This window comes from Winogradskyella sp. PG-2 (genome assembly GCF_000828715.1).
Classification (GTDB): Bacteria; Bacteroidota; Bacteroidia; order Flavobacteriales; family Flavobacteriaceae; genus Winogradskyella.
This window is the reverse complement of the sequence record NZ_AP014583.1, coordinates 1,945,020-1,968,210: the sequence shown is the minus strand read 5'-3', so window position 1 is coordinate 1,968,210 and position 23,191 is coordinate 1,945,020. Positions and strand designations below refer to the sequence as shown.

Below are 23,191 nucleotides of genomic sequence, written 5' to 3'. Positions count from 1 at the left end.
TGTAAGCCATTGCTTTAACAAATATAAGGATTAAAATCCTATTTGGTTTGCACCTAACCCAATTTGATCACAAATAAAATGACCATTCTGACAATAGTTAACTAATTCATTTTTAATGAATTCGAGAGTGGTCTCCTTTTCATTTTCAGGATATAGAACATGAACATTTGCTCCGGCATCGAGTGTAAAACAAATATTAGAATCGGTTTTAGCTCTGAAAGCCCATATTTTATTGATAATTTCTAATGTATTAGGCTTCATTAAAATAAAATATGGCATACTTGTCATCATCATTGCATGTAATGTCAATGCTTCACTTTCTACAATCTTTACAAATGCTTTTAAATCACCTGATGCCAAAATTGATTTGAGCTCGGCTAAATTATTATGTGCCTGAGAAAAACGTTGTTTTGCAAACGGATGGCCAAACATCAATTTATGACCAACAGTACTGCTTACCTGTTTTTCTCCTTTGTCAACTAATAGGATAGTATCTTGATAATTTTTGAAGTTATTATGTACGTCTCCTTCAAATTTTACTCCGTATAAATCAGAACTTTCTGTACTTTCATTATTTCCCCATACTACTAGTTCTCCTTCGATACTTCTGCATGCACTACCTGAACCTAAACGTGCGATAAAAGATGCTTTTCTATTAAAATAATCATCTGCATGATCTACATCCAAATCTTCTTCAATACTCATTAAACATAAAGCTAGCGCACTCATACCAGAAGCTGAAGAAGCAATACCTGAACTATGAGGAAACGTATTTGAGGTTTCTATTTTAAAATGATAGTCTCTTAAAAAGGGCATATAAACTTCAATGCGTTCAAAAAAGGTTTGAATCTTAGGTTTAAAGGCTTCATTTTTATCTCCTTCAAAATACACATCGAGACTAAACGCTTTATCTTTCTTTTTTGTGTAAGTAACTTCAGTAATCGTTTTGCAGTCTGAAAGTGTAAAACTTATTGATGGATTTTCAGGGATTTGGTGTTCCTTTTTTCCCCAATATTTTACCAATGCAATATTACTTGGTGAAGACCATTTTACAGAACCATTCTTAATATTGGAATTATATGTTTTGAGAATAAAATCTTGTGCTATCATGAATACTAAATATCAGACAAAGACTGCCACAAGGCAAGTTTTTTTTATTGCTTCTTTTGATTGTTTGCAAAAATAAGTAATTTAAAAAGGTTCTTACTTTAATTTTCAGACAATGCAAGTAGTTTTACCATAGTTTTATAGTTTCGCGATGTTGCAGCAACTTCTAGTTTTTTTTCAAAGTAGTTCATGCTAAACTTGGCTTTTCCATAACCATTGGCGCAGTAGAAATATAAACAGTCATTTAAAATTTTATATTCTTCATTTTCATAAGTTTTCTCGCAAGCTTCCTTTACTAAATCATTGTCAGGAATTTCGCTTAACATTGCAAAATAACTATTTACTTTTTTCTCTTCCGGAAAAGGGCAATTATCGAAAATTGTATTGATCTGATCTCTTGTTCTAACTAAAACAGATACATCAAAACCAAAATGAACTTTTATCGATTTTTGAATTCCGTTTGCTAATTTTGACAAGGGAATTTCTCGGCATTTAAAAATCACATTACCACTTTGTATATATGTCCTAACGCTTTCAAAACCTGATTTAGTGAGCAATTCGCTAAGTTCTGCCATAGGAACTTTTTTATGCCCACCCACATTAATACCTCTTAAGAGTGCTATGTATGTTTTCATCTATTTATGTTTTGAGATACGATATAAGCTCCAGTCCATGCATTTTGAAAATTGAAACCTCCAGTAACTGCATCTACATTAATAACTTCACCGGCAAAATATAAATTTGGAATTCGTTTACTTTCAAACGTTTTAAAGTTAACATCTTTTAAATCCACACCACCAGCTGTAACAAACTCTTCTTTAAAGGTACTTTTTCCTGTAACACTAAATTTGGCTTTCGTTAATTGAGATGCTAAACTTTCTAATTGTTGTTTATTAATATCTGCCCAACGCTCAACTTCATTAATATTTGATGCTAAAATTAATTGTTTCCATAGACGTTTTGGTAAATCGAATTGTGGTGAATTAATAATTGCTTTTTTTGCAAACCCGAGTTTAAAGTCTTTGAGTTGCTCTAAACAAGTTTCAACATCTAATCGTGTAAAATTGATTTCGATTTCAAAATTATACTTTAGCTCAGCTAATTCTATGGCTCCAAAAGCTGAAAGTTTTAAAATTGCTGGCGCACTCATACCAACATGAGTAATTAATAGTGGTCCTTCAGAAACTAGATTCGTATTTATAACCTTTATCTCAACATCTTTAGCAACGACACCTGGAATGTCTTTTATACGTTTATCCGTTATATCGAAAGTAAATAAAGAAGGAACTGGCTGTACAATCGTGTGCCCAATATCTTCGAGTAACTTCCATATTTTTGGGTTACTTCCTGTGGCAACTAATAATTTATTACAGTCTAAAATACCTTGGGAAGTTTCTATTGAAAAATCATTTTCTCTTGTCTTAATCGATTTAACAGAATGGTTATATAATATCTCAACATTATACTTTTGGGCTTCATTTAAAAAGCAGTTTATAATTGTTTGAGATGAATTTGAAACCGGAAACATTCTACCATCCTCTTCTATCTTTAGTTCTACTCCTCTATCTTCAAACCAAGCTATTGTATCACCTGTCATGAAGCTATGAAAAGGCCCTAAAAGTTCTTTTTCCCCTCTAGGATAATTCAGTACCAATTCCGACGGTATAAACTCTGCGTGTGTAACATTGCAACGACCGCCTCCAGATATTTTTACTTTTTGTAAGCCTTCCTTACCACGTTCTAAAATAGCAACTGACAATTCAGGATGTTGTTCAGCAATATTGATTGCTGCAAAAAAACCTGCTGCTCCGCCTCCAATAATTATAATATCTTTGTGCTTGTTCAATGTTAAAGATTAAAAGCTTAAAATTACAATGATAAAGTCCAAAAGACTAATATTTATTTTTCTTATTACATTTTCTTGCCTATCCACTGGCCAATTAAAAATTGAAGGTGATATTAATACTAGTTTAGAAGAAGTTTCTGCAGCTGAAATTACAACACAATCTGATATAATTTGGACCATACAAGATGCTGGAAATGATGCTAAACTATTTGGTTTAGACTCCAAAGGAAATGTAATTAGAGACATTCTTATTACTAATACTAGTAATATTGATTGGGAAGACCTAACATCTGACAAAGATGGTAATTTATATATAGGAGACTTTGGTAATAATAATGAAAAACGAAAGTATTTTCGAATTTTAAAAGTAAATCGCGAAGATTTAAATAAGAAAACTTTAGAAGTGGAAACTATAGAGTTTACATTACCCAAAGGACAAAGTTCAAAGGATTTTGAAGCATTCTTCCTTTTTAAAAATTCGTTTTACATTATAAGTAAAGAAACTAAAAAATTTATTGTGATTAAAGTCCCTAATAAAGCGGGAAGACATGGGGCTATTATACATTCAGATTTTAACTTAGATGGCAGACACAATAAAATAACGGCTGCGGATATTAGTGATGATGGAAAAATCGTAGTGCTTCTCAATCACAATAAGCTCTGGAAATTAAGTGATTTTCTAGATGACGACTTCTTCTCTGGCAAGATTAAAAAACTTCCTTTTGACCACGACTCACAAAAAGAAGGTGTTACCTTTAAAACAAACTCCAAAGTTCTTATAACAGACGAGCGTAATGGAACAACTGGCGGAAATCTTTATAGTTTTAACATTGACTAACTATTAAAAATCAAATCCTAATTGAAATGCAAATCGAAGTCCATCACTACTATTAAATGCAGACAACTGTGCGGTCATCATTTCTGCCATATTAACAAATAGCCCACCACCAAGAGAATTATGCCATTTATCTGAATTATCGTTTTCTAGCCATACACGACCGTAATCTACCCCTCCATATATTCCAATATGAATTGGCAAAAGCCCTGTTTTTAAACGCCCAAAATGCCAACGAACATCAGTGGATTGCGAAAAAGCAGTCTTTCCTGTAAACCTTTGAAATCTATAGCCTCTTAAACCGGTTTTTGAACCTAAAGTAGCCCCTTGATAAAACTCAAAACCATCACCAAAATTTATATGCCCTCTCAAATTTGTTGCTAATACGAGCTTTCCGCTTGACACCAGCTTGTAATCAACCCCTAATTCTGATATGATATACCCAAATCCTTTAGTAGTAGTAGTATTATTTTTATAACCCGTATTTAATAACGTTTGAAACCCCAATGTAGGAAAAGCATTATCATCTTTATTCACATAGCTGTATACAGCGTCAATACCATAGAAATTTTGATTATCAAAAACAGCATCATCAGCAGAAATACTCTCTATAAACCTTCCTGAGGTACGCTCTACTTCATTACTCTCATAGCTTATCCCAAACTTCAAACTTCCTCCCGTTTCTCCGCGCCAAATCAATGATGGCATAAAACTTAAGGTTCTAATTTTTACACGATTAAAATCCATATTCACATCCAATCCGTCATTTTCATCCGCTTCAGGGTTTGGGGTTTCATTTCCAAAACCGAAAAAGTTAACTGCGAAGTTTGGACTATTAAACTGGGCTTCCAAGCCAAAATTCATATTAGGAAAAATATTAGCAAATTCTCCTTTATAATTAAAATCAAAACCATTTGTAGCAAAATAGTAGACCGCAGAAAGTCTTTGTTGTGAGGTAAATGGGTTACGCTCAAACCCATAAGCAGTATATGTGGCATTTGCCCCAACTCTGAAACCATCATCGGGATTTGCACCAAAAGAAGGTAAAACCTGAGTAGTATTATTTTTTAATTTACGATAATCATAAGCATTAGTATCATAATTATCCGTAAACTTTTTGTGCCCTTTATTTGTCTTAACAATACTAGATTTTGATTTGTAATCATAATAAGTAATACGCTTTCCTTTTTCAATATTGTAAGTATCCTTATTCTGCCCACCAACTAAGCGTACTTTAATTTCCTTATCACTATTACTACCATAAACATGAAAAACATCATCTTCACCTAAACCATAGATCCAAATTTCCTTAGTTTCATTATGATTATATATTCGCTCAATAAACTTATCTTTTTTCTCACCTTTTTTAATGCGATATACTGTAATTTTTGTTTTCCCTTTTGGTAGACGTTCAATATCGAACCAATCGTCTTTATTGGTTCCTTTGATGACCGCAACATTATTCAGTAAATCGTAATAGCGATCAGCAATCTTTTGAAGATTAGCTCTACGTGCCTTTAACTTCCTTTTAATTTCCTCTACTGTTTCATCTCTTACTTCTATTGGCATATTCAAAAATGCAGTCTCGATTACCTCATCCGTTAACCCGTCTTGAATCATTTTCACCTGAGCATTCCAAACCTTTTTATCGGATTGCACAATAAGCTCTTTATCCAATGGATAAGGTTCAAAATTAACCCCTTTCACATCTTTTAAGTCATCAGAATAATTTCTCAATAATTTCGCGGCAGGTAGCAATTTTACTGCTAAATCAAGTAATAACCCGTCGCTCATTATTGAAAAGGCTTGGTCACGATCACGTGGCATTGGTCGAAATACTTTTTTCCCATCTTCTTTGAATTGAATCCATCTCCACTGATCCTGATGTCTATCCCAATCACCTATAAGCATATCAAATAACCGTGCTCTAATATAGGATCCTTCATCAATTACGACATCCTCGTCTTTATGCAATTTCTCCATCATATCAATGGTACTTAACAACTTATCTTGAAATCCAAAACTGGCTAGGTCACTATGTCCTTCTGAAGTATGCTCTTCAATCATATAAAGCTCATTACCAAAGTCTGCATTATAGGCACCTAATGCATTTTGCTTGGGCACATAGTACAGTGTAGGATTCGTATGGTAAACATCAACTGCATCTGATAAATCACCAACAACAAAAGGTGCATAAGGATGAGAACCTGTAAACACATCTAAGAGTAAATCTTCTGTAGATGTATCATCGAACTGCCCTTCTATATATTGATCTTTAAATAAAACAGCTTGTAAATACTGCAATGCCTGTTTGCGAAGTGCTCGCATTACATATTGAGCTCCGTTTTTATCTTCTAAACGTAAAGACTTAGACTGGTTTCCACCTCCTTTACGCACAGGTTTCAAACCACCAAATAATGTATCTAAATTCACAGTTGGAGCATTAACTTTAGTACCATAGTACTTTCGGTAACGTTTACCCCAAAAAAACCTCCTTGTCCCTGTCGCTTTAACCTCATCATCAGTGTAAATTGAAGCGGCCACAGTTTCAGGAAATACAGACGGATAATTAGCTGGATCCGGTTTTACATTCGGAGGTAAAACTTGACCTTCATAAACTAGTTTTTCGTCATCTGTTGAATAAAACTGAACGTGAGACGAACCGTCTTTATAAATTTTTAAAATAGCATAGCCATGAGTACCATAACCAAAATTGGCATTCATATTTCTAACCGCTGAAACCTTAGATCCAGAGCCACTAACAATTTGATGTAAATTATCTTTTACTATATACTGCAAATTATGATCATGACCTGATACAAAAACCACCTTTCTATTAACCTGAGCTAAGGCCACCAATTGACGCTTCATCTCATTATATCGAGCGTTTTGTATATCTACATTAGCCACTCCACTAGTTTTACGAATAACATTCTTTAATGTTCCTAACACAGGAAGAGGCTTCATATGGCTACCAAAAGAATACTGTCCTCCATGAGAACCATTTGTATATAACGGATGATGTAATGCTACTATAGTTGTTTTTCCTCTTGCTTTTTTAATTAAGCTACTAAACTCATCGAGAAAATCATTTCGAGTCTTAAATTCACAATCATCATTAATTTTTGGGTGTTTATTCCAATTTGTAATATACCATTGGGAATCTATAATGATGAGTTCGATATCATCTGAAACATGCACTTTTTCAATTGGGCAACCATTCTCGGGTAAAAATGTATTCTTACCTAATTTTTTTTCAACAAACTTTTCTTGTCGTTTAAGCCCATCTAAGCCGTGATACCAATCGTGATTCCCTGGAATAAAAACGGTTTTTCCTTTAAAGTCTTTTGTAGCATCTGTCTGAATTTTCAATCTGTACTTAGCTAATTCGTAGTCTGTAGATTCTTTTTTAGGCAATCCTTTTTCGTAGATATTGTCACCCAAAAAAATTGCTGTACTATTTTTATCTGCATTATTTAATTCAGTTTTAAAGGCTTTTAGTGCTTCTGTACTTTCATTCAATTCCGAATTACCTGCATCTCCAATTAAGTAAAAGGTATGTTCAATCGCTTTATCATGAGGTAATTTTTTTTCTGTATCTGTAACAGTTTGTTTATTGAATGTAGCACATGCATTACAAATTAAAATTAAAGTTAAAAAGAGACAAAATTTATAATATTTGTTCATCAGAAATTTTGGTTAGTTGGTTAAAATTCATACTATTTTTCCCAGAGGCTATCTGTAAAATAATGTTTGCAATCTAAAAAGTTAGAGGTTAGCTTAAAATTTGCGGCTTCTGCTAAGTTACGAATTTTGCTAATACTATACTTCTTTGAAAGTTCTGTCCAAATAAGTTCATTGTAATCAAAACTAATTGATTGATTTAACTTCTTTATATGAACCGTCTGCTGTCTTAAACTAATAATATAACTCTTTACATCACCAGTAATAGGATTATAATGGCAGTAAAAATCGAAATCATCCATCTTAAAATCGGCCTCTAATTCTCTATTTATGCGTAAAAGTAAATTCAAGTTAAAACGTTTAGTAATACCATGACTATCATAATAAGCATTATGAATAATAATTGGGTTTTTCTTTAAATCAAAACCAACTAATAGCTTATCACCAATATTCATATTGTCATTAAAAAGCTGTAATAACTCTATAGCTTTCTCTTCTTTATAATTCCCTATATTACTACCCAAAAATAAAAGCAAACTTGGGTGATCACTTTCCTTATTTTCTTTTAATATTTCGAAATAATCACCAACCTTAGGCTTAATAGTAATATTTGGCAAACGCTCTTTTAATCGCTCAGTTAACAGGTCTATAGCTTCTTGAGAAATATCTATTGGCACATAATTAAAGTCAATATTATTACTGGCCAAATACTCTAAAAGCTTAAAAGTCTTAAAACCATCTCCAGCTCCAAGCTCAACGATATTAAAAGGGGTTGAAAATTTTAAAGCATCAACGATTTGTTTGGATTGCATTGAAAGAATTTCGAATTCAGCATCTGTAAGATAATATTCTGGCATATTCATTATTTCTTGAAATATGCGACTCCCATTATCATCATAAAAGTATTTTGAAGATAGATGTTTATTATCAGCTAATAAGCCATTAAGCACATCTTGTGCAAAAGTATCTGTCATTTATTTTACTAATCTAATTCCTGAAAATTGCCATCTGATTTCTGGCGAAAAAAAGTTACGGTAAGTTGGTCTGCAATGATCTTTGGGTGTAGCAATAGAAGAACCTCTCATTACCATAGTGTTTACCATAAACTTACCGTTATACTCACCGATTGCACCTTCAGCTTTACTGTAATTTGGATAGGGTAAATAAGCACTATTAGTCCATTCCCAAAGTTGTCCATACTCAAAATGTTTTGAAGCAACTTCCCACTCAAACTCGGTTGGCAAACGCATTTCTTTCCATTGTGAAAAAGCAAATGCTTCGTAAAAACTGATATGACTTACTGGTAAATCTTTATCAATTATTATAAAACCTTGAAGTGTATATTGCATCCATTGACCATTAATTTTATGCCAATACATAGGTGACTTTATATTATTTTTTTGAATATAATCCCATCCGTCTGCGTGCCAAAGATTGAAATTTTTATAACCCCCAACTTCAATAAATTCTATATAGTCTTGATTGGTTACCAATTTATTTGAAATCTCAAAATCGTGAAGATATACTTTATGCTTACCTAATTCATTATCCCAACAAAAACAGTCTTCTTGATGTCCAATGGTGTAAATACCTTCATCTATTTTAATGAACTCTTGGGATTTAAATTCAGGATTTAGTTTTACTTCGAAATCTAACTTTGGAAATGATGGCTGATGCCCTAAAATATATTTAATATCATAGATCAACAACTCTTGGTGTTGCTGCTCGTGCTGCAATCCAATTTCTATTACATCATAGACACTTTTTGATAAGTCACTTTCAAGAAATTGGACTATATGCTCATCTAAATATGCTCTATATTCTATAATCTCGTCTAAAGTTGGCCTTGTCATCAAACCACGATTTGCCCTAATAACACGCTCACCAACATTATTGTAATAGCTATTAAAATAATAAGCAAAGTTTTTATTAAAAACCTGATAATTAGGTTTACTCTTAGTTAAAACAAACTCTTCAAAAAACCATGTGATATGTGCTAAATGCCATTTAGGTGGAGATACAAAATCTATTGGTTGTATCGATACATCTTCGGGCTTTAGTGATTTACAAATAGCTTCAGTACGACTTCTAATATTTAAAAACCGTTCTTTAGTAATTGGATTCGCTGTAACTAATTGCACTATTAATCTTTTATTATTTGGGTTTCAAAAATCACCTCACTAGCAATAGTTTTATGCACAGGACAACGAGAGGCAATTTCCTTTAATCTTTCTTTTTGAGTTGCATCTAAGTTACCAACAAATTTTAATTTTTTACTAATGTGATCAAGATATTTTGGCTTGTCTATTTCAACATTTAAATCATTGCTATGCTTTCTAGAATGTGAGATATAAACAAACACTTCTTGTAAGTCCCATTTTTTATGCTCGGCATACATTTTTAATGTCATTACAGTACAAGCTGCTAATGCTGCATTAAGATATTCATAAGGTGAGGGTCCAAAATCACTTCCTCCAATACTTGTAGGTTCATCTGCAATAAATGTATGATTCTTGGTTTGAATAGACGTTGTAAAATTATCCTCCACAATGTTTAAATGACCAACCAATTGTTCACCTTCAGTACTCAACATTATATTTTCACTTTTAGGGAAATAGCGTTTTGCCCATGTCCCAATAACTTCCCCAACATATCGACTGTCTTTTTCATCAGTTAGTAAATGATCTGCGTCATCTAAAGTGATAAAACTTTTTGGGTGATGTGCATTATGATATAATTGCTGTGCATTCTCAACTCCAACAATCTTATCGAATGGTGAATGCATAATGAGCAGAGGTTTTCTTAAATTTTTTACAATTTCTGGCAAATCTGTTTTATCAAACTCGGAAACAAAATCTTGATTGATTACAAATGGTCGTCCACCAATATTTACTTCAGTAGTTTCACCTGCTCTTATATTATAAATATTATGAGAAAACAAATGCTTTACGTGACTTACAGTTGCTGGTGCACCAACAGTTGCAACAGCTTTAACAGTATCTAGTTTTGATGCAGCAACTAATACTGCTGCGCCACCTAGAGAATGACCTATCAATAAACTTGGCGCATTGTAATGCTCTGCCATATATGCATGTACATCTAATAAATCATCAACATTTGCTGAGAAATGACTATCTGCAAATTTACCTTCGCTACGACCCAAGCCTGTAAAATCAAATCGAACAACTGCAAACCCATCTTGAGTTAATGACCTACTTATATGTTTTACAGCACTAAGACTACTGCTACAGGTGAAGCAATGTGCAAAAATGGCGTAGTAATTAGGTTTTTGATTTGCTGGTAATTCTAAATGAGCATTCAGTGTAACACCTTTTCTATTCTGTATTTTTAGTTTAGCACTTTTCATAGTTTAGCCCTAGTCTTTAATTTGTACACCTCTCCAAAACGCTACATAATTCTTAATCCCTTTAGCTAATTCTGATACTTCTGGATAGAACCAAGCCGCATCTGTATTTTGTTTTCCATCTATACTAATGGTATAATACGACGCTGTACCTTTCCATGAACAAACTGTATGTGTTTCACTAGGTTTAAAAAATTCTTTGTTAATACTATCATGAGGGAAATAGTGATTTCCTTCAATAACAATGGTATCGTTACTTTCTGCTATAATTTGATTATTCCAAATGGCTTTCATAAGTCTTCTTTTTATTTTAAGAACTACAAGATAACATTGAGCAACCTACTTTATGTCTTGCCCAATCTGGGCGTTTTACAAACCATTTTTCATTTTCTGGCTGTTCATCATAAGGTTTTTTAAGCAAATTAAATAATTCATCAATTAAGCTATAATTACCTTTATTGGCATCATCAATGGCTAGTTGCGCCATATAATTTCTAAGTACATATTTTGGATTAACCAAATTCATATTGGCTTTTCGATGTTGGTCTATTAGTTCTTCTATTTGTAATCTTTGGTCGTAAGACATAAACCAACCTTTCCATTTATCTAAAACCTCATCTTTAATAGCTGTCGAATCATAAAAAGCCTTCCTAATAACTTCAAATCCATATTGTGGATTTCCCTTTTTATGGTTAGAAAGTAATCTAAAAAAGATAGTCATATCGATTTCCCATAGCAATAAACAATCTTCTAAATCTGCTATTAATGAAGCATCATTATCTTCTTCCTTTTGAAGTCCAATTTTTGAACGCATCATCTCTAATGACTTACTTTCAAAATCTGTTTGATATTGATTGAGGATCGTTTCAAAAGGCTCTCCTTCTTCTACCAAAGGATATAAAGCATTAGCCAATTGTAATAAATTCCAAAGCCCAATGTTTGGCTGATTGCCAAAACGATAGCGCTTGTTTTGTCTATCGGTTGTATTTGGTGTCCAACCAAAATCAAAGCCTTCTAACCAACCATAAGGTCCATAATCAATGGTTAAACCTAAAATAGACATGTTATCTGTATTCATCACACCATGAACAAAACCAACACGTTGCCAATGAATAATCATATCTAAAGTTCTATTCGCAACTTCTTTAAAGAGCTTTATATATGTCTCTTTAGAAGACTTTCCTAATTGAGGATAAAAATACTTAATAGTATAATCTGCTAACTTTTTAAGGTTTTTGTAATCTTTTCGCGCAGCAAACAATTCAAAATTGCCAAAACGAATAAATGTTGGTGCGACTCTACAAACAATGGCGCCTTTTTCGTAATTAGCATTACCATCGTAAAGCATATCTCGCAATACATCATCTCCAGATAACATTAAACTCAATGCTCTTGTAGTTGGCACACCTAAATGGCACATAGCTTCACTACATAAATATTCTCGAATAGAAGACCTAAGAACTGCCAGACCATCACCTTGTCTAGAATATGGTGTTTCACCTGCGCCTTTTAACTGTAATGCCCAACGGTTTTTATGATGTTCTACTTCAAACAAACTAATAGCTCTACCATCTCCTAGTTGGCCAGCCCAATTTCCAAACTGATGACCAGCATAAGCCATAGCATAAGGTTTAGTTTTAGGCTGAATTTTTGAACCAGAAAAAACTTCTATAAATGCTTTTGAGCTCACAGATTCCTTATCTAACCCAACCTCTTCAGCCATTTCAATAGAAGCGTGAAGCAATTTTGGATAAGAGGGTACTCTTGGAATTACGTAAGAATGTGTTGCTTCAAAAACCTGTCGTCTAGTATTTTCAGTCTTAGAGTCTGAGGGTAATTCTTTATTAAAGGTGTCGTTAATATTCAGTCGCATATTTTAAGTCTCTCTAGCTTTATATAACTAGTATTTTAACAAGATAATTATATTCCACTAAATTCTGTCTAAACCTAAGTCAAAAAGCTAATAACAACCTTGCTTTAGATCATAAATGTTAAGTTACTAAAATAGTAATTGAAAAAGATTATAAATAATTCTTAATTTAGGCTCATATTTACAGCATATGAAAAACTTAATCGCGGAAGCAGAGAAATACGTTACTTCTTATCTAAATGAGAATTTAGACCCTTCATTTGTTTATCATAATTTAGCGCATACTCAACGTGTTGTTGCAAAAGCCATAGAATTAACAAATGAAAGTGATTTAAGTGAGATTGAGAAACAACAGGTCATTATTGCTGCATGGTTTCATGATATTGGTTTTACAAAAACTATTGAAGGTCATGAAAAAGAAAGTGCTAAAATAGCTTCAGAATTTTTAAAGTTGAATAACGTTTCTGATGAAAGTATAAAAGTTATTAAAGAACTTATTCAAGCAACTCAAATGCATTATAAACCTAAAAACAAACTTGAAGGTTATATAAGAGATGCAGATTGTGCTCATTTATCAAGTAAAAATTATGCTGATTATGCCGCATTACTTAGAAAGGAGTGGGAATTGACACTTGATAAAAAAGTATCTAAACAAGATTGGTTACAAGAAAATATTTCTTTTTTAACTAGCCATTCTTTTAATACAGATTTAGCTACAAAGAAGTGGGAAGGTCGAAAAAGTAAAAACCTAGCTAGTCTTCTACAGAATTATAACAAAACCAAAGTAGATTCAAGTAAGTTAGAACAAAAGAAAGAAGAATTAACTTTTAAAAAAGAAAAATTAGAATTGCCTGATCGTGGTATTGAAACAATGTTTAGAGTTGCGCTGAGAAACCATATTACGTTAAGTGATATTGCAGATACTAAGGCCAATATTCTACTATCCGTAAATGCCATTATCATCTCTTTAGTATTATCTAATTTGGTTTCTAAGTTAGATAATCCATCTAACGCATATTTAATATGGCCTACTGCTATATTTGCAGCATCTACAGTTATTTCAATTATATTATCTGTACTGGCCACAAGACCAAATGTATCTGGAGGAAAATTCACCAAAGAAGATGTCGCTAATAAAAAAGTTAACCTTCTATTCTTTGGGAATTTTCATAAAATGAAGCTTGATGAGTTTGAATGGGCTATGCAAGAAATGATGCAAGACAAAGATTACTTATATGGTTCGCTAACAAAAGACCTATATTTCTTAGGCTTAGTATTAAATAGAAAATATAGTTTATTGCGTCTTACATATACGGTCTTTGCAATAGGCATTATTATAAGTGTTATCGCATTTGCAGTAGCATTTCAATTTTCAGGAGCAGAAACTTTAGTAGATAATGTATTGTAAATTAAGCTTTAATTTCTTTCATTAAATCATCATAGGTATAAAAGGCCTTATCGTCTTTTTCTTTGTGATATAATACACTTGCACGAATTGCTTTTAAACCAGTAACAGCCTGTAAATCCTGAAGTTCTACAACCTCTACATCATCATCTAAGTACTTTTTAGACTGTAAGAATTTAATATATCTCATATATTCTCTTTCATCTTCTTTTTGAGAATAAACAATACTTATTTTTCCTTTTTGGGTAACGCGCTCTGTTGTTCCTTTAATATAGGCTTTATCTACACGTTTTTTTACGATTTCGTAACGTGCATTATAAGTACCATCAACATCAAAATGTTTTTCATCCATTCTAAAACTAATGGATAAAGGCTGATTAAAAACCAAAATCATAGATGCAACATCTAATGCTACTGGAAATTCAGATTGCATTTGATAATATGAGTTTTCCATTTCTACCATCACTTGCAATTGCCACAACCTAAGATTATATAAGTATATTGGATTAAAACTATCTTCTTTAGTAATAGACTCACCTATATACATATTATGTTCTACTCCATCTGTTTTAAAACGCTCAAAATAATGTGGATACATGAGTTGTGCCTCTACTTGCTTTTGGTCTAAAAGCGCAGCCATCTCTTTATTAATTAAAGCAATGGTATCATCATAGTGCTTTCTATGATGATATAACACATCTACGTCATCATCTATTTTATTAAAATAGTTATCTATTAAATCCTTTAAATTGTCTTTAATGTAAAGGTGCCTTAAAAGAGGTTCTGCGTCTTCCTTGATGAATTCTGAAATTTGGTGCTCACTATCTACTTGAAAATTTGAAGAAAGTCCATTTAAAAATTCATTAATTTGATAATTATACTGCTCATAGATTGGTAACTCTTCTAAATCACTAGCCGCATCTAAAACTTGCTTTATAGTGTTTAGTTGAAGTGTTAAATCTTGTTGTGTTGCCCAATTTCTGGCATCAGAAGACCCTTTAATATCTATTTGACCGTAAAGCGGGTAAATATTTTCGAATGCAATTTTATTAAAGCTTGGTTCATTACCATTCATTTGAGCTTTAATAAAGTTTTTAGCTTCTTTTTCAAATTTCCAATGTACACTTGGATGTATCGATGTACACTCTTTCTGAATAATAGCTTCGATCAAGTTCTCTTCTTCATTCTTAGAACGTTCAACAGCAGATACAATAAATGGCATTACATCTACCAACTTATTGGCAATAATACTATTTAAAACCTTTGGCTCAGTAGAAACAATTTCTAGAATGCCCATTAAACCATCGTCATTTGCTATTGGAGCAAAAATGGCACTCTTAAAACCTTGATCGTGCAATACTTTAATATGTGGCGCTTGACCTTCTGAAAGTTTATAAAGTCGATCCACATCTGAAACAGAAAAATAAGACTTCTCTTTTATTAGTCTGTTATAAGACCAGTCGCAAAGCGCATCTCCACAAGATAGTTTTTCTTCTTTATTAAGTAAAAAACTATTCATACCCACACCATAAACACGCTCAAAAGAACCTTCTTCTTCATTAAATATAGAAAATCCTACTTCTAAATTTTTAAATCCAAATAGAGAACGGAAGATTTCATAAAAGCTATTCATAAAGCTTTCATCTTTACGCTTGTCTTCACCTATTAAAGATGATTTTATATTTGAAATCGATTGATCGTCTGTAACATCAAAAATATTAGAAATTACAAAGCCTTTAAACTCGTAACTATTTGGAGGAAATTTTTGTCTCCATAGATCAATATTTTCAAAATTATCTAATAACTCATCATAATCTTCTTGAGTAATTTTAGGCGCATTCTTCTTAGGTACTATTTCGGTAAAATCTGCATTATATAAAATTTTATAATAACGCATTATTCCATTAGCATCCGGTATTTCATAAAAGAATGGTCTCTTAAAATTAAGGTTATAACCATAACAAAAGTTTAAAATTATGGTACAAGCAATAATATACCTTTGATCTGTAGGCATATTTTTAATCTGCAATTCAAAATCATCACCTGCTGTTTTTAGTAATGATTTAAAACGCTTAGAAGAATTAAAAATAACATCTTGAAATGGGACAGAAGCCGTCTTAATTTCATTTTTAGTTAAAATAGGACTAAAAGAATCTTGAAGAATTCCTTCTATTTCTTTCTCATAGGTATTCAGTAATTTTAAATCACTAAATCCATCTCTCAAAATCGGATTATCCTCGGCTATCTTGAGTACGCGACGCGCATTTGTAGCAATAAAATCATTATCAGCCACAATTAAATCTTTATATTGATTTAATAACTTATTAAAACTAACCTTGATGATTAAGGGTGAATCTATATTGTCGTTGATATCCAAAACTAAAAGATTTATATAATAGTAAAGTTACAAATATTTAAAATAGTCGTTAAAAGTGAGACTATCTTACAGGTCTTTTGTTACAAAAATCTTTTTGTTAAGACATTTTAAAAACCTAAAAAACCATAGGTCCAATTAGAACCATCACTTATAAAAATTAAAGTTTTAGTTGTAATATCATTTCCAGCTAAAGTAACTGTTTTTGTACCTGATGTACTATTATCACCAGCAAAAAACTCAACACCAACACCTGCAGTTGGGTCTGTCCCAGTTGTAGTGATTAAAGCATCTATTCCATTGGTAATATTTCTTAGTATATATATTCTTCCTGGGAATAATGTTGCATCGGGCAAACGAAACTCTTGATTAGTTAATGTTGGATTTATAGACAAATAAACACCGTCATCTATTATCGTTGCAGTACCAGACCCTGTAAGCGTTACATGTTTAACAGATAGATTTCCATTAATATCTAGAGTACTTTGTGGGTCATCAGTATTAATACCTACACCATCAACTTGTGCATTAAGACTCAAACTTAAGGCGGTAAATAATAATAATAATAGAGTTTTCATACTTACATTTTTTCTAATAATACTATGTCATATTCCGAATCAATTATAACCCTTCCATTTTTAATTTCTGTAGTAATACCAGAATAGGCATCATAAATTACATCACCATCTTTAAATATCTTGGATACATCTATAGATTTCGCACCTTTATGCACATCTAAACCTATTACTACAACATCTTTGTAATCTTCTTTTTGATAACTTCTATAGAAATAATAAGGCCGTTCTGTAATCATTTGATGAACACCAGCACCAACAGCCGGATGATTTGCTCTAAACTTCCCTAATTTCTGCCAATGCGATAACACTTCTTTTGTTCGTTTTCTTTTAGCTATCGAATCCCAATTCATCATAGAACGCAAAGTAGCATCTCCTTCTGTACCTGCTATAACTAATGAACGTGACGATTCATCACCATAATAAACTTGAGACGTGCCTGGTGATAATAACAACTTATTCGCTGTTTCAAAAGGTTTCTTTCTTACAGCATCAAAAGGGCTTCCATCATCGTGTGAACTTAAATAATTTAATGTTCCAAAATCTTTTAATTCACCATTTAAAATATTTGAATATTTTTTAAACAATGCTTCATAACTTAATTCTTTTGAGTTCCATTTAAATTCAAAATTTATTAAACTATGGAAGCTTTCTGGCTCAAAATAATTCACTTTTCTATCACCAAAATCGAAAAGTTTACCTCCACTTATATTGTAATTATAAACTTCACCTACCAAATAAAAATCGCTTTTATCCAATACCTTTTCCGGATTCTTCTCTTTAAATTCTGAAAAAGCATAATCACACTCCGTTTTAAACTCTTGCCATACATATTCTTCAGTATGCTTTACAGTATCTACTCTGTAACCATCTACGCCAAATTCGGTAATGTAATCTATAAGCCACTTCATTATATAAAAACGTGGTGCTCTTGGATGCCCAGTTCGCTCAAAAAAGTCATCGAGCTCTTTAATTTCTTGCTGGTAACGTCCTTCTGCTTTCCATTTTTCTACTAATTGTGGTGGTAAATCTACATTGTCATTAGATTCTGTTTTAATATCTGGTAAATTTGCTACCAATGTACAAGTCACTGTATTCTCGTAATTATCGTATTTGCATTGTGGACCAGTTCTTACCCAATCATCTGGCCAAACAGGATCTTTTTCTGCCACAGGACCTGTGTGATTAATTACTGCATCTAGTACAATTCTAATCCCTCTAGCATGCGCTTCTTTTACTAACTCATGTAAATCTTCTTTTGTCCCAAAGTTAGGATCTATGCGTGTCCAATCTTTTGCCCAATACCCATGAAATCCATAAGTCACTCCTGTACCTTCATCAGTTCCACCATGAATTTGTTCTACAATTGGTGTCATCCAAATGGCATTGATTCCTAAGTCAGTAAAATAACCTTCTTTTACTTTTTGAGTTATACCTTTTATATCTCCTCCTTTAAAACCACGAAGCATTCCTGTTTCCTTAGTTCTATCGAAATTAATATCATTTGAAGTATCACCATTATTAAAGCGATCTGTTAACAAAAAGTATAAGTTAGCTCCTTCCCAAACGAAAGGTGCATCAGCTACCGAAGAGACTTCAGAAGCAACTACAACTTCCTCTGATTTATTTTTATTTTCACAATTTGAAATCATAAAACTGATACAAATTAATAGGACTAATTTTTTACTCACAAGGGTTCTATTGCTTGAGTGTTCACGAACATTTTTCAAATGTTTCATATCGTTCTTTATTTAATTTTAAGAATAAAAGATTCTAATGGTTTAATATCTATTCGCACTTTTGCTTTACCGTTATTAACTTTTAAAGTTGACGAATAAGCCTTATATAATTGATCCTTTAACTCATATTCACCGTCTTTTAACTCTAATTTTGAAACTAAATCTTCTGGTAATTGTAATTCAAAACCATATGTGTTTTCTGCATTAAAATTTGAAATAATAATTAACTGCTCATCGTCACTCCAACGAACATAAGATAACACTTTATCATTATACCATTCTGTATGCTGTTGATTATATATATGAATGTCTTGATAGTTCTCTGCTAAAGCTGAACTATTAATGGTAAAATTCAATAAACGTTTATAAAAATCTCGAAGCTCTTTTTCTTCATCAGTAGATTGCCCACCATCAAACTTATTATCGTTTACCCAACGCACTTGACTTGGCACTGAACCGTAATCGAAAATCGAAGTTCTAGTTGGGTCACCAAATCCTAAATCCTCATCTCCAGGTTCACCAAATTCTTGTCCAAAATAAATCATTGTTGGTGCTGTAGTAGAAGTTGCCGAAATAACCATTGCTGGCTTTCCTTTTAATGCATTACCAGCAAAATCTGGACTCGCAATACGTTGCTCATCATGGTTTTCTAAGAAATGAAGCATGTGATGTTCTATATCGCTTAAGTCATCTAAAATTGGAGGAATATTATCCGTTTTTCCATGACCTTGCATTACATGTTTTATAGTATCGTATAACTGAACTTTGTCATACAAATAATCCATTTTTCCTTTCTTGATGTAATCGCGATATAAACTCGGATTATATACCTCAGCTAATAAAAAGGCATCTGCATTTTTCATTTTTATATGCGAATTCATATAACTCCAGAATTCTACAGGCACCATTTCTGCCATGTCAAATCTGAAACCATCTACTCCTTTATCTGTCCAGTATAAGGCGATATTTTTAAATTTTTTCCAAGAACTAGGTACGGTTTTATCTTGCCAAAACTCATAATGAGATTCATAAGCTTCACCAGCATAAGCATCTGGTAATTCGTCAAAATCTTTTTTACCGTCTGGTGACACACCATAATTAACTTTTACGGTTTCGTACCAATCATTGATATTTGGTTGTGATGCTCTTGAACCATTTCCTGTCCATTTTGCAGGCACTTCTTCAAATTTACTATCTGCGAGTAGATGTTTTTCGCCGCCTAAAGGTTGGTAACCATGATTCCATTCTGGAACTTTAAAAGCTTCACCTGGATTGTAATAGAAATTGTTATTAACGTCGTAAATTTTTGTTTTATCATCTTCAGCACCAAAATCTGAAGCTCCTTCAGGATTAGTTAAACTCTGATAATTACGAGCGACATGGTTTGGAACAATATCTATAATAACTTTAAGCCCAACTTTGTGAGAACGCGCTATTAAAGCTTCAAATTCCTCAAGTCTATTTTCTATATTTACAGCTAAATCGGGATTGACATTATAATAATCCTTAACTGCATAAGGGGAACCTGCACGACCTTTCACAATATCTGGATCATCGTTTGAAATACCGTATTTTGTGTAATCGGTGATTACATCGTGATGAGGTACTCCTGTATACCAAATATGTGTCACTCCCAAATCTTTAATTTCGTTTAGAGCCTTATCAGTAAAGTCATTAAACTTTCCTACACCGTTTTCTTCTAAAGTTCCCCATGGTTTGTTTGTGGTATTTATATTTCCAAATAACCTTGTAAACACTTGGTAAACGACTTCTTTTTTCTTCATTTGGGTTTTCATTTCTTCGGTATTGGAAGTTTCTTTTATTTCCTTTTTACAACCAAACACGAAGGCTAAAGCAATGACACTTAATATGCTAATTTTTTTGTTCATAGCTTATCTTTTTAGTTTGATTTTGATTTTTAGTGCTTCAGATGGTTTTATAACTCCCGAAACTGATATTGTCTTAGATTTAGAATCCCATTTTCCAGATACTTTTCTACCATTAACCTTAATATATTTCGGTTCTCTTGGAATCTTATGAATAATTAAATGAATTGATTTCTTTCCAGATACTATTGTCATCAAATCACCATATCTTTCTTTAAGTTCAGTTTCATATTCAAATTCGAATTCTAGTTTCGTTCCTTTATATTTTGATTCAAATTCTAAAACCTCATACGCATTGTTTTCAATAGCATTGGTATCACTTCCATTATCGGAGTAAATGTATTGTTCAGTTTCAGCTTTCGTAATATCAAAATAATAGTGTAATTTTAAAGAACTATTATATTCTTTAGTACTTGGCACAGGTTTTGATATAGGAATAAAAGCACCAGCTCTCACATAAGTCGGAATTGAGTTCTCCTTTAACGAAACAGTTCTTGTTTGTCCACCTTCAAATCTTTCATCTGTATAAAAATCAAACCATACATTATCTTTAGGAAAGTATATTTCTTGTTCAGTTATATCAGCTTCCAAAACAGGTGACACCAAAATATCATTTCCCCATAAATAGGTTTTGGAATAGTTAAACAAATCTTTATTCTCTGGTTCTTCAAAAAACAAAGGGCGCATTAACGGTTTTCCAAATTGGTTGTTTTGATAAACCAAATTATAATTATACTCAAGTAATTTATAGCGTAACTCAATAGCTTCATTAGCTAAAGCTTTTGTTTTCTCACTTCTAAAAACTGGTTCACTTGCTACACTCTCTTGAGCATGAGGTCTGAAAATTGGGTTAAACACACCATATTGTAACCAACGCAAATACAACTCATCATCTAGGTTATCGCCTGCAAATCCTCCTAAATCGCTATGCATATAAGCTAAACCTTGCATTCCCATTTGTAATGCAATTTCAGGTTGACTTTGGAAACCTCCCCAAGTTCTGTTAACATCACCAGACCAAGGCACCATGCCATAACGTTGCGAACCTGAGTAACCAGCTCGCATTAAAACAAAAGGTCTTCTGTTAGGATTTGATTCTAAACTCGCTTCGTAAACTAATTTTGCCCAGTCGTGACCATAGATATTATGAAATTCGTCTGCAGTTCCACTTTCAAAATTCACCCAAGATGGTAATACTTCAGGTTCACCTAAATCCCCCCAAAATCCGTTAACACCATAATCTGACAAACCTTTATAAATATTTTTAAACCACTGTTCTCCTTTTGGGCTATAAATATCTATAATACCACCATTACCAAAATAAAAGTCAAAAACAGCTGGCTTACCAATAGAGTCTTTGGCTAAGATATCTGCCTTTACAGCTTCATCCCAACGTTTAGAAGTTGTTAAAACATAAGGTTCGGTAATAAGAATGGTTTCAACATTTTTCGCCTTTAAAGTCTTAATCATCTGTATTGGCTCTGGAAACGAATCTCTATAAAATTCAAAATTTCCTAAAGTCCCTTGTATCTCTTTTCCAAACCAAAATAAATCTAAAATTACAGCATCAACAGCGATTTCCTCTTCTTTAAATTTATCAATGGTCATTTCAACTTCTTCTTGGGAATGGTATCCAAAACGACTAGAGAAATTCCCTAAAGCCCAACGTGGTAGCATGGGTTGTTTTCCTGTTAAGATTGTATAATTATTTATAATATCGTACCATGTTTCACCAACTATGACTTGGTAAGTTTTTCGACCATAAATAGTCTCGTAAGTTAAGCTATTATCACCTTTACTGTCTAAATCTAAATAGCCTACTGGTGCATTATCAAAATGAATCATGTATTGATTAGATGATAATACAATTGGTAATGTAAAGTTCATTAACTCGCTTCTGGTCTCATATCCATAATGCGCTCTATTGTATAATGGTAACCGGTTTCCACGACGATTCATGCCCAAAGCTCTTGCTCCTCCTCCATATAACACTTCGCCTTTGGTTAGATTGAATTCTATTTTTTCGGTAGAATCTGCAACGATGTTGCCTTTTACCATGTCCATTAGCTCATGTTTACTCTTGTGGTAGCCTTGTTTTTCCGATGTGATGAGCTTGTCCTTGTAGTAGTATGAGATTTGGAATGGGCTTTTTGTTATTGTAATATAAAGTTCACCATTAGTATTTATTAGAATATCATTAGCTCTTTCGTTTATTTCAATGGTGGAATTACTAGGACTTAAAACCACTGCATGTGACTCTGAATTCAACATTTCACCATTTGGAACAAAAGTAGTCTCTATAATAGTTGAAGAATATGGGTTGATAATGTAGTAACCATCATTAACTGTAACTTTTACATATAGGCCTTCAACTTGAGCACTTTTAAAAATACGGTTTGCGTTTTGAGCAGTAATAGTAACTGTAAACAGTAAAACCGATATATATAGAAGTATATGTTTCATATTATTTATTTGTGATGATTCTGAAACAAGTTCAGAATGACAA

Annotated in this window: 16 protein-coding genes; 2 read left to right on the top strand and 14 right to left on the bottom strand. The window is 32.5% G+C overall.

Features of this window, described 5'->3' with window-relative positions; all coding sequences use genetic code 11:
- Positions 1-30: 30 nt before the first annotated feature.
- The 3 genes from WPG_RS08740 to WPG_RS08730 all read right to left on the bottom strand — a co-directional run bounded on the left by WPG_RS08740 (position 31) and on the right by WPG_RS08730 (position 2,953).
- Entirely contained in the window at positions 31-1,110 is a 1,080-nt protein-coding gene (locus tag WPG_RS08740) for a diphosphomevalonate/mevalonate 3,5-bisphosphate decarboxylase family protein (RefSeq protein WP_045471390.1), read from the bottom strand.
- 98 nt (positions 1,111-1,208) lie between these two features.
- Positions 1,209-1,742 (bottom strand): DUF1697 domain-containing protein, encoded by a 534-nt coding sequence (locus tag WPG_RS08735; RefSeq protein WP_045471386.1) that lies wholly within the window; start codon positions 1,740-1,742, stop codon positions 1,209-1,211.
- Complete coding sequence (locus WPG_RS08730; RefSeq protein ID WP_045471383.1) at positions 1,739-2,953, bottom strand: NAD(P)/FAD-dependent oxidoreductase; 1,215 nt, start codon at positions 2,951-2,953, stop codon at positions 1,739-1,741. Before WPG_RS08730 ends, WPG_RS08735 begins: the two co-directional genes overlap by 4 nt.
- 28 nt (positions 2,954-2,981) lie before the next feature.
- Here WPG_RS08730 and WPG_RS08725 point away from each other — a divergent pair, with 28 nt between their 5' ends.
- Positions 2,982-3,791 (top strand): hypothetical protein, encoded by an 810-nt coding sequence (locus WPG_RS08725; protein WP_045471380.1) that lies wholly within the window; start codon positions 2,982-2,984, stop codon positions 3,789-3,791.
- A 3-nt stretch (positions 3,792-3,794) separates the two neighbouring features.
- Here WPG_RS08725 and WPG_RS08720 read toward each other — a convergent pair whose 3' ends face one another.
- From WPG_RS08720 to WPG_RS08695, 6 genes are read right to left on the bottom strand one after another with little or no spacing between them, the layout of a single operon-like run.
- A complete protein-coding gene (locus WPG_RS08720; protein ID WP_045471377.1) occupies positions 3,795-7,475 on the bottom strand; it encodes a metallophosphoesterase in 3,681 nt (1,226 codons plus the stop codon).
- Between the two features lie 32 nt (positions 7,476-7,507).
- Positions 7,508-8,446 (bottom strand): L-histidine N(alpha)-methyltransferase, encoded by a 939-nt coding sequence (locus tag WPG_RS08715; protein WP_045471374.1) that lies wholly within the window; start codon positions 8,444-8,446, stop codon positions 7,508-7,510.
- On the bottom strand, positions 8,447-9,613 hold the full coding sequence (egtB, locus tag WPG_RS08710) for an ergothioneine biosynthesis protein EgtB (protein WP_045471371.1): 1,167 nt from the start codon (positions 9,611-9,613) through the stop codon (positions 8,447-8,449).
- 2 nt (positions 9,614-9,615) lie between these two features.
- A complete protein-coding gene (locus WPG_RS08705) occupies positions 9,616-10,839 on the bottom strand; it encodes a bifunctional alpha/beta hydrolase/OsmC family protein (protein WP_045471368.1) in 1,224 nt (407 codons plus the stop codon).
- Between the two features lie 9 nt (positions 10,840-10,848).
- Positions 10,849-11,130: a DUF427 domain-containing protein gene (locus WPG_RS08700; protein ID WP_045471365.1), complete on the bottom strand. Its 282-nt coding sequence runs from the start codon at positions 11,128-11,130 to the stop codon at positions 10,849-10,851.
- Between the two features lie 16 nt (positions 11,131-11,146).
- Entirely contained in the window at positions 11,147-12,709 is a 1,563-nt protein-coding gene (locus WPG_RS08695) for a protein adenylyltransferase SelO (RefSeq protein ID WP_045471363.1), read from the bottom strand.
- A 187-nt stretch (positions 12,710-12,896) separates the two neighbouring features.
- Between WPG_RS08695 and WPG_RS08690 the strand changes: the two genes are divergently transcribed.
- Positions 12,897-14,114 carry a Pycsar system effector family protein gene (locus tag WPG_RS08690; protein ID WP_045471361.1) on the top strand — a complete coding sequence of 406 codons (1,218 nt, stop codon included), beginning with the start codon at positions 12,897-12,899 and terminating at the stop codon, positions 14,112-14,114.
- A gap of 1 nt (position 14,115) precedes the next feature.
- Here WPG_RS08690 and WPG_RS08685 read toward each other — a convergent pair whose 3' ends face one another.
- The 5 genes from WPG_RS08685 to WPG_RS08665 form a co-directional block, all read right to left on the bottom strand.
- Entirely contained in the window at positions 14,116-16,488 is a 2,373-nt protein-coding gene (locus WPG_RS08685) for a GAF domain-containing protein (protein WP_045471359.1), read from the bottom strand.
- 107 nt (positions 16,489-16,595) lie between these two features.
- The gene (locus WPG_RS08680) at positions 16,596-17,063 is read right to left on the bottom strand and encodes a hypothetical protein (RefSeq protein WP_045471357.1); all 468 of its coding nucleotides are present in this window, start codon (positions 17,061-17,063) and stop codon (positions 16,596-16,598) included.
- Positions 17,064-17,065: 2 nt separating this feature from the next.
- The gene (locus WPG_RS08675; RefSeq protein ID WP_045471354.1) at positions 17,066-18,712 is read right to left on the bottom strand and encodes an alpha-amylase family glycosyl hydrolase; all 1,647 of its coding nucleotides are present in this window, start codon (positions 18,710-18,712) and stop codon (positions 17,066-17,068) included.
- 95 nt (positions 18,713-18,807) lie between these two features.
- Complete coding sequence (locus WPG_RS08670; protein WP_045471351.1) at positions 18,808-20,688, bottom strand: alpha-amylase family glycosyl hydrolase; 1,881 nt, start codon at positions 20,686-20,688, stop codon at positions 18,808-18,810.
- 3 nt (positions 20,689-20,691) lie between these two features.
- Complete coding sequence (locus WPG_RS08665) at positions 20,692-23,148, bottom strand: TIM-barrel domain-containing protein (protein ID WP_045471348.1); 2,457 nt, start codon at positions 23,146-23,148, stop codon at positions 20,692-20,694.
- Positions 23,149-23,191: the final 43 nt, after the last annotated feature.

What these genes read in the sequence shown, in the direction of transcription:
- WPG_RS08740 (WP_045471390.1), bottom strand. Translation starts at nt 1,110, where the DNA reads ATGATAGCACAAGATTTTATTCTCAAAACATATAATTCCAATATTAAG.
- WPG_RS08735 (WP_045471386.1), bottom strand. Translation starts at nt 1,742, where the DNA reads ATGAAAACATACATAGCACTCTTAAGAGGTATTAATGTGGGTGGGCAT.
- WPG_RS08725 (WP_045471380.1), top strand. Translation starts at nt 2,982, where the DNA reads ATGATAAAGTCCAAAAGACTAATATTTATTTTTCTTATTACATTTTCT.
- WPG_RS08720 (WP_045471377.1), bottom strand. Translation starts at nt 7,475, where the DNA reads ATGAACAAATATTATAAATTTTGTCTCTTTTTAACTTTAATTTTAATT.
- WPG_RS08715 (WP_045471374.1), bottom strand. Translation starts at nt 8,446, where the DNA reads ATGACAGATACTTTTGCACAAGATGTGCTTAATGGCTTATTAGCTGAT.
- WPG_RS08705 (WP_045471368.1), bottom strand. Translation starts at nt 10,839, where the DNA reads ATGAAAAGTGCTAAACTAAAAATACAGAATAGAAAAGGTGTTACACTG.
- WPG_RS08700 (WP_045471365.1), bottom strand. Translation starts at nt 11,130, where the DNA reads ATGAAAGCCATTTGGAATAATCAAATTATAGCAGAAAGTAACGATACC.
- WPG_RS08695 (WP_045471363.1), bottom strand. Translation starts at nt 12,709, where the DNA reads ATGCGACTGAATATTAACGACACCTTTAATAAAGAATTACCCTCAGAC.
- WPG_RS08690 (WP_045471361.1), top strand. Translation starts at nt 12,897, where the DNA reads ATGAAAAACTTAATCGCGGAAGCAGAGAAATACGTTACTTCTTATCTA.
- WPG_RS08680 (WP_045471357.1), bottom strand. Translation starts at nt 17,063, where the DNA reads ATGAAAACTCTATTATTATTATTATTTACCGCCTTAAGTTTGAGTCTT.
- WPG_RS08675 (WP_045471354.1), bottom strand. Translation starts at nt 18,712, where the DNA reads ATGATTTCAAATTGTGAAAATAAAAATAAATCAGAGGAAGTTGTAGTT.
- WPG_RS08670 (WP_045471351.1), bottom strand. Translation starts at nt 20,688, where the DNA reads ATGAACAAAAAAATTAGCATATTAAGTGTCATTGCTTTAGCCTTCGTG.
- WPG_RS08665 (WP_045471348.1), bottom strand. Translation starts at nt 23,148, where the DNA reads ATGAAACATATACTTCTATATATATCGGTTTTACTGTTTACAGTTACT.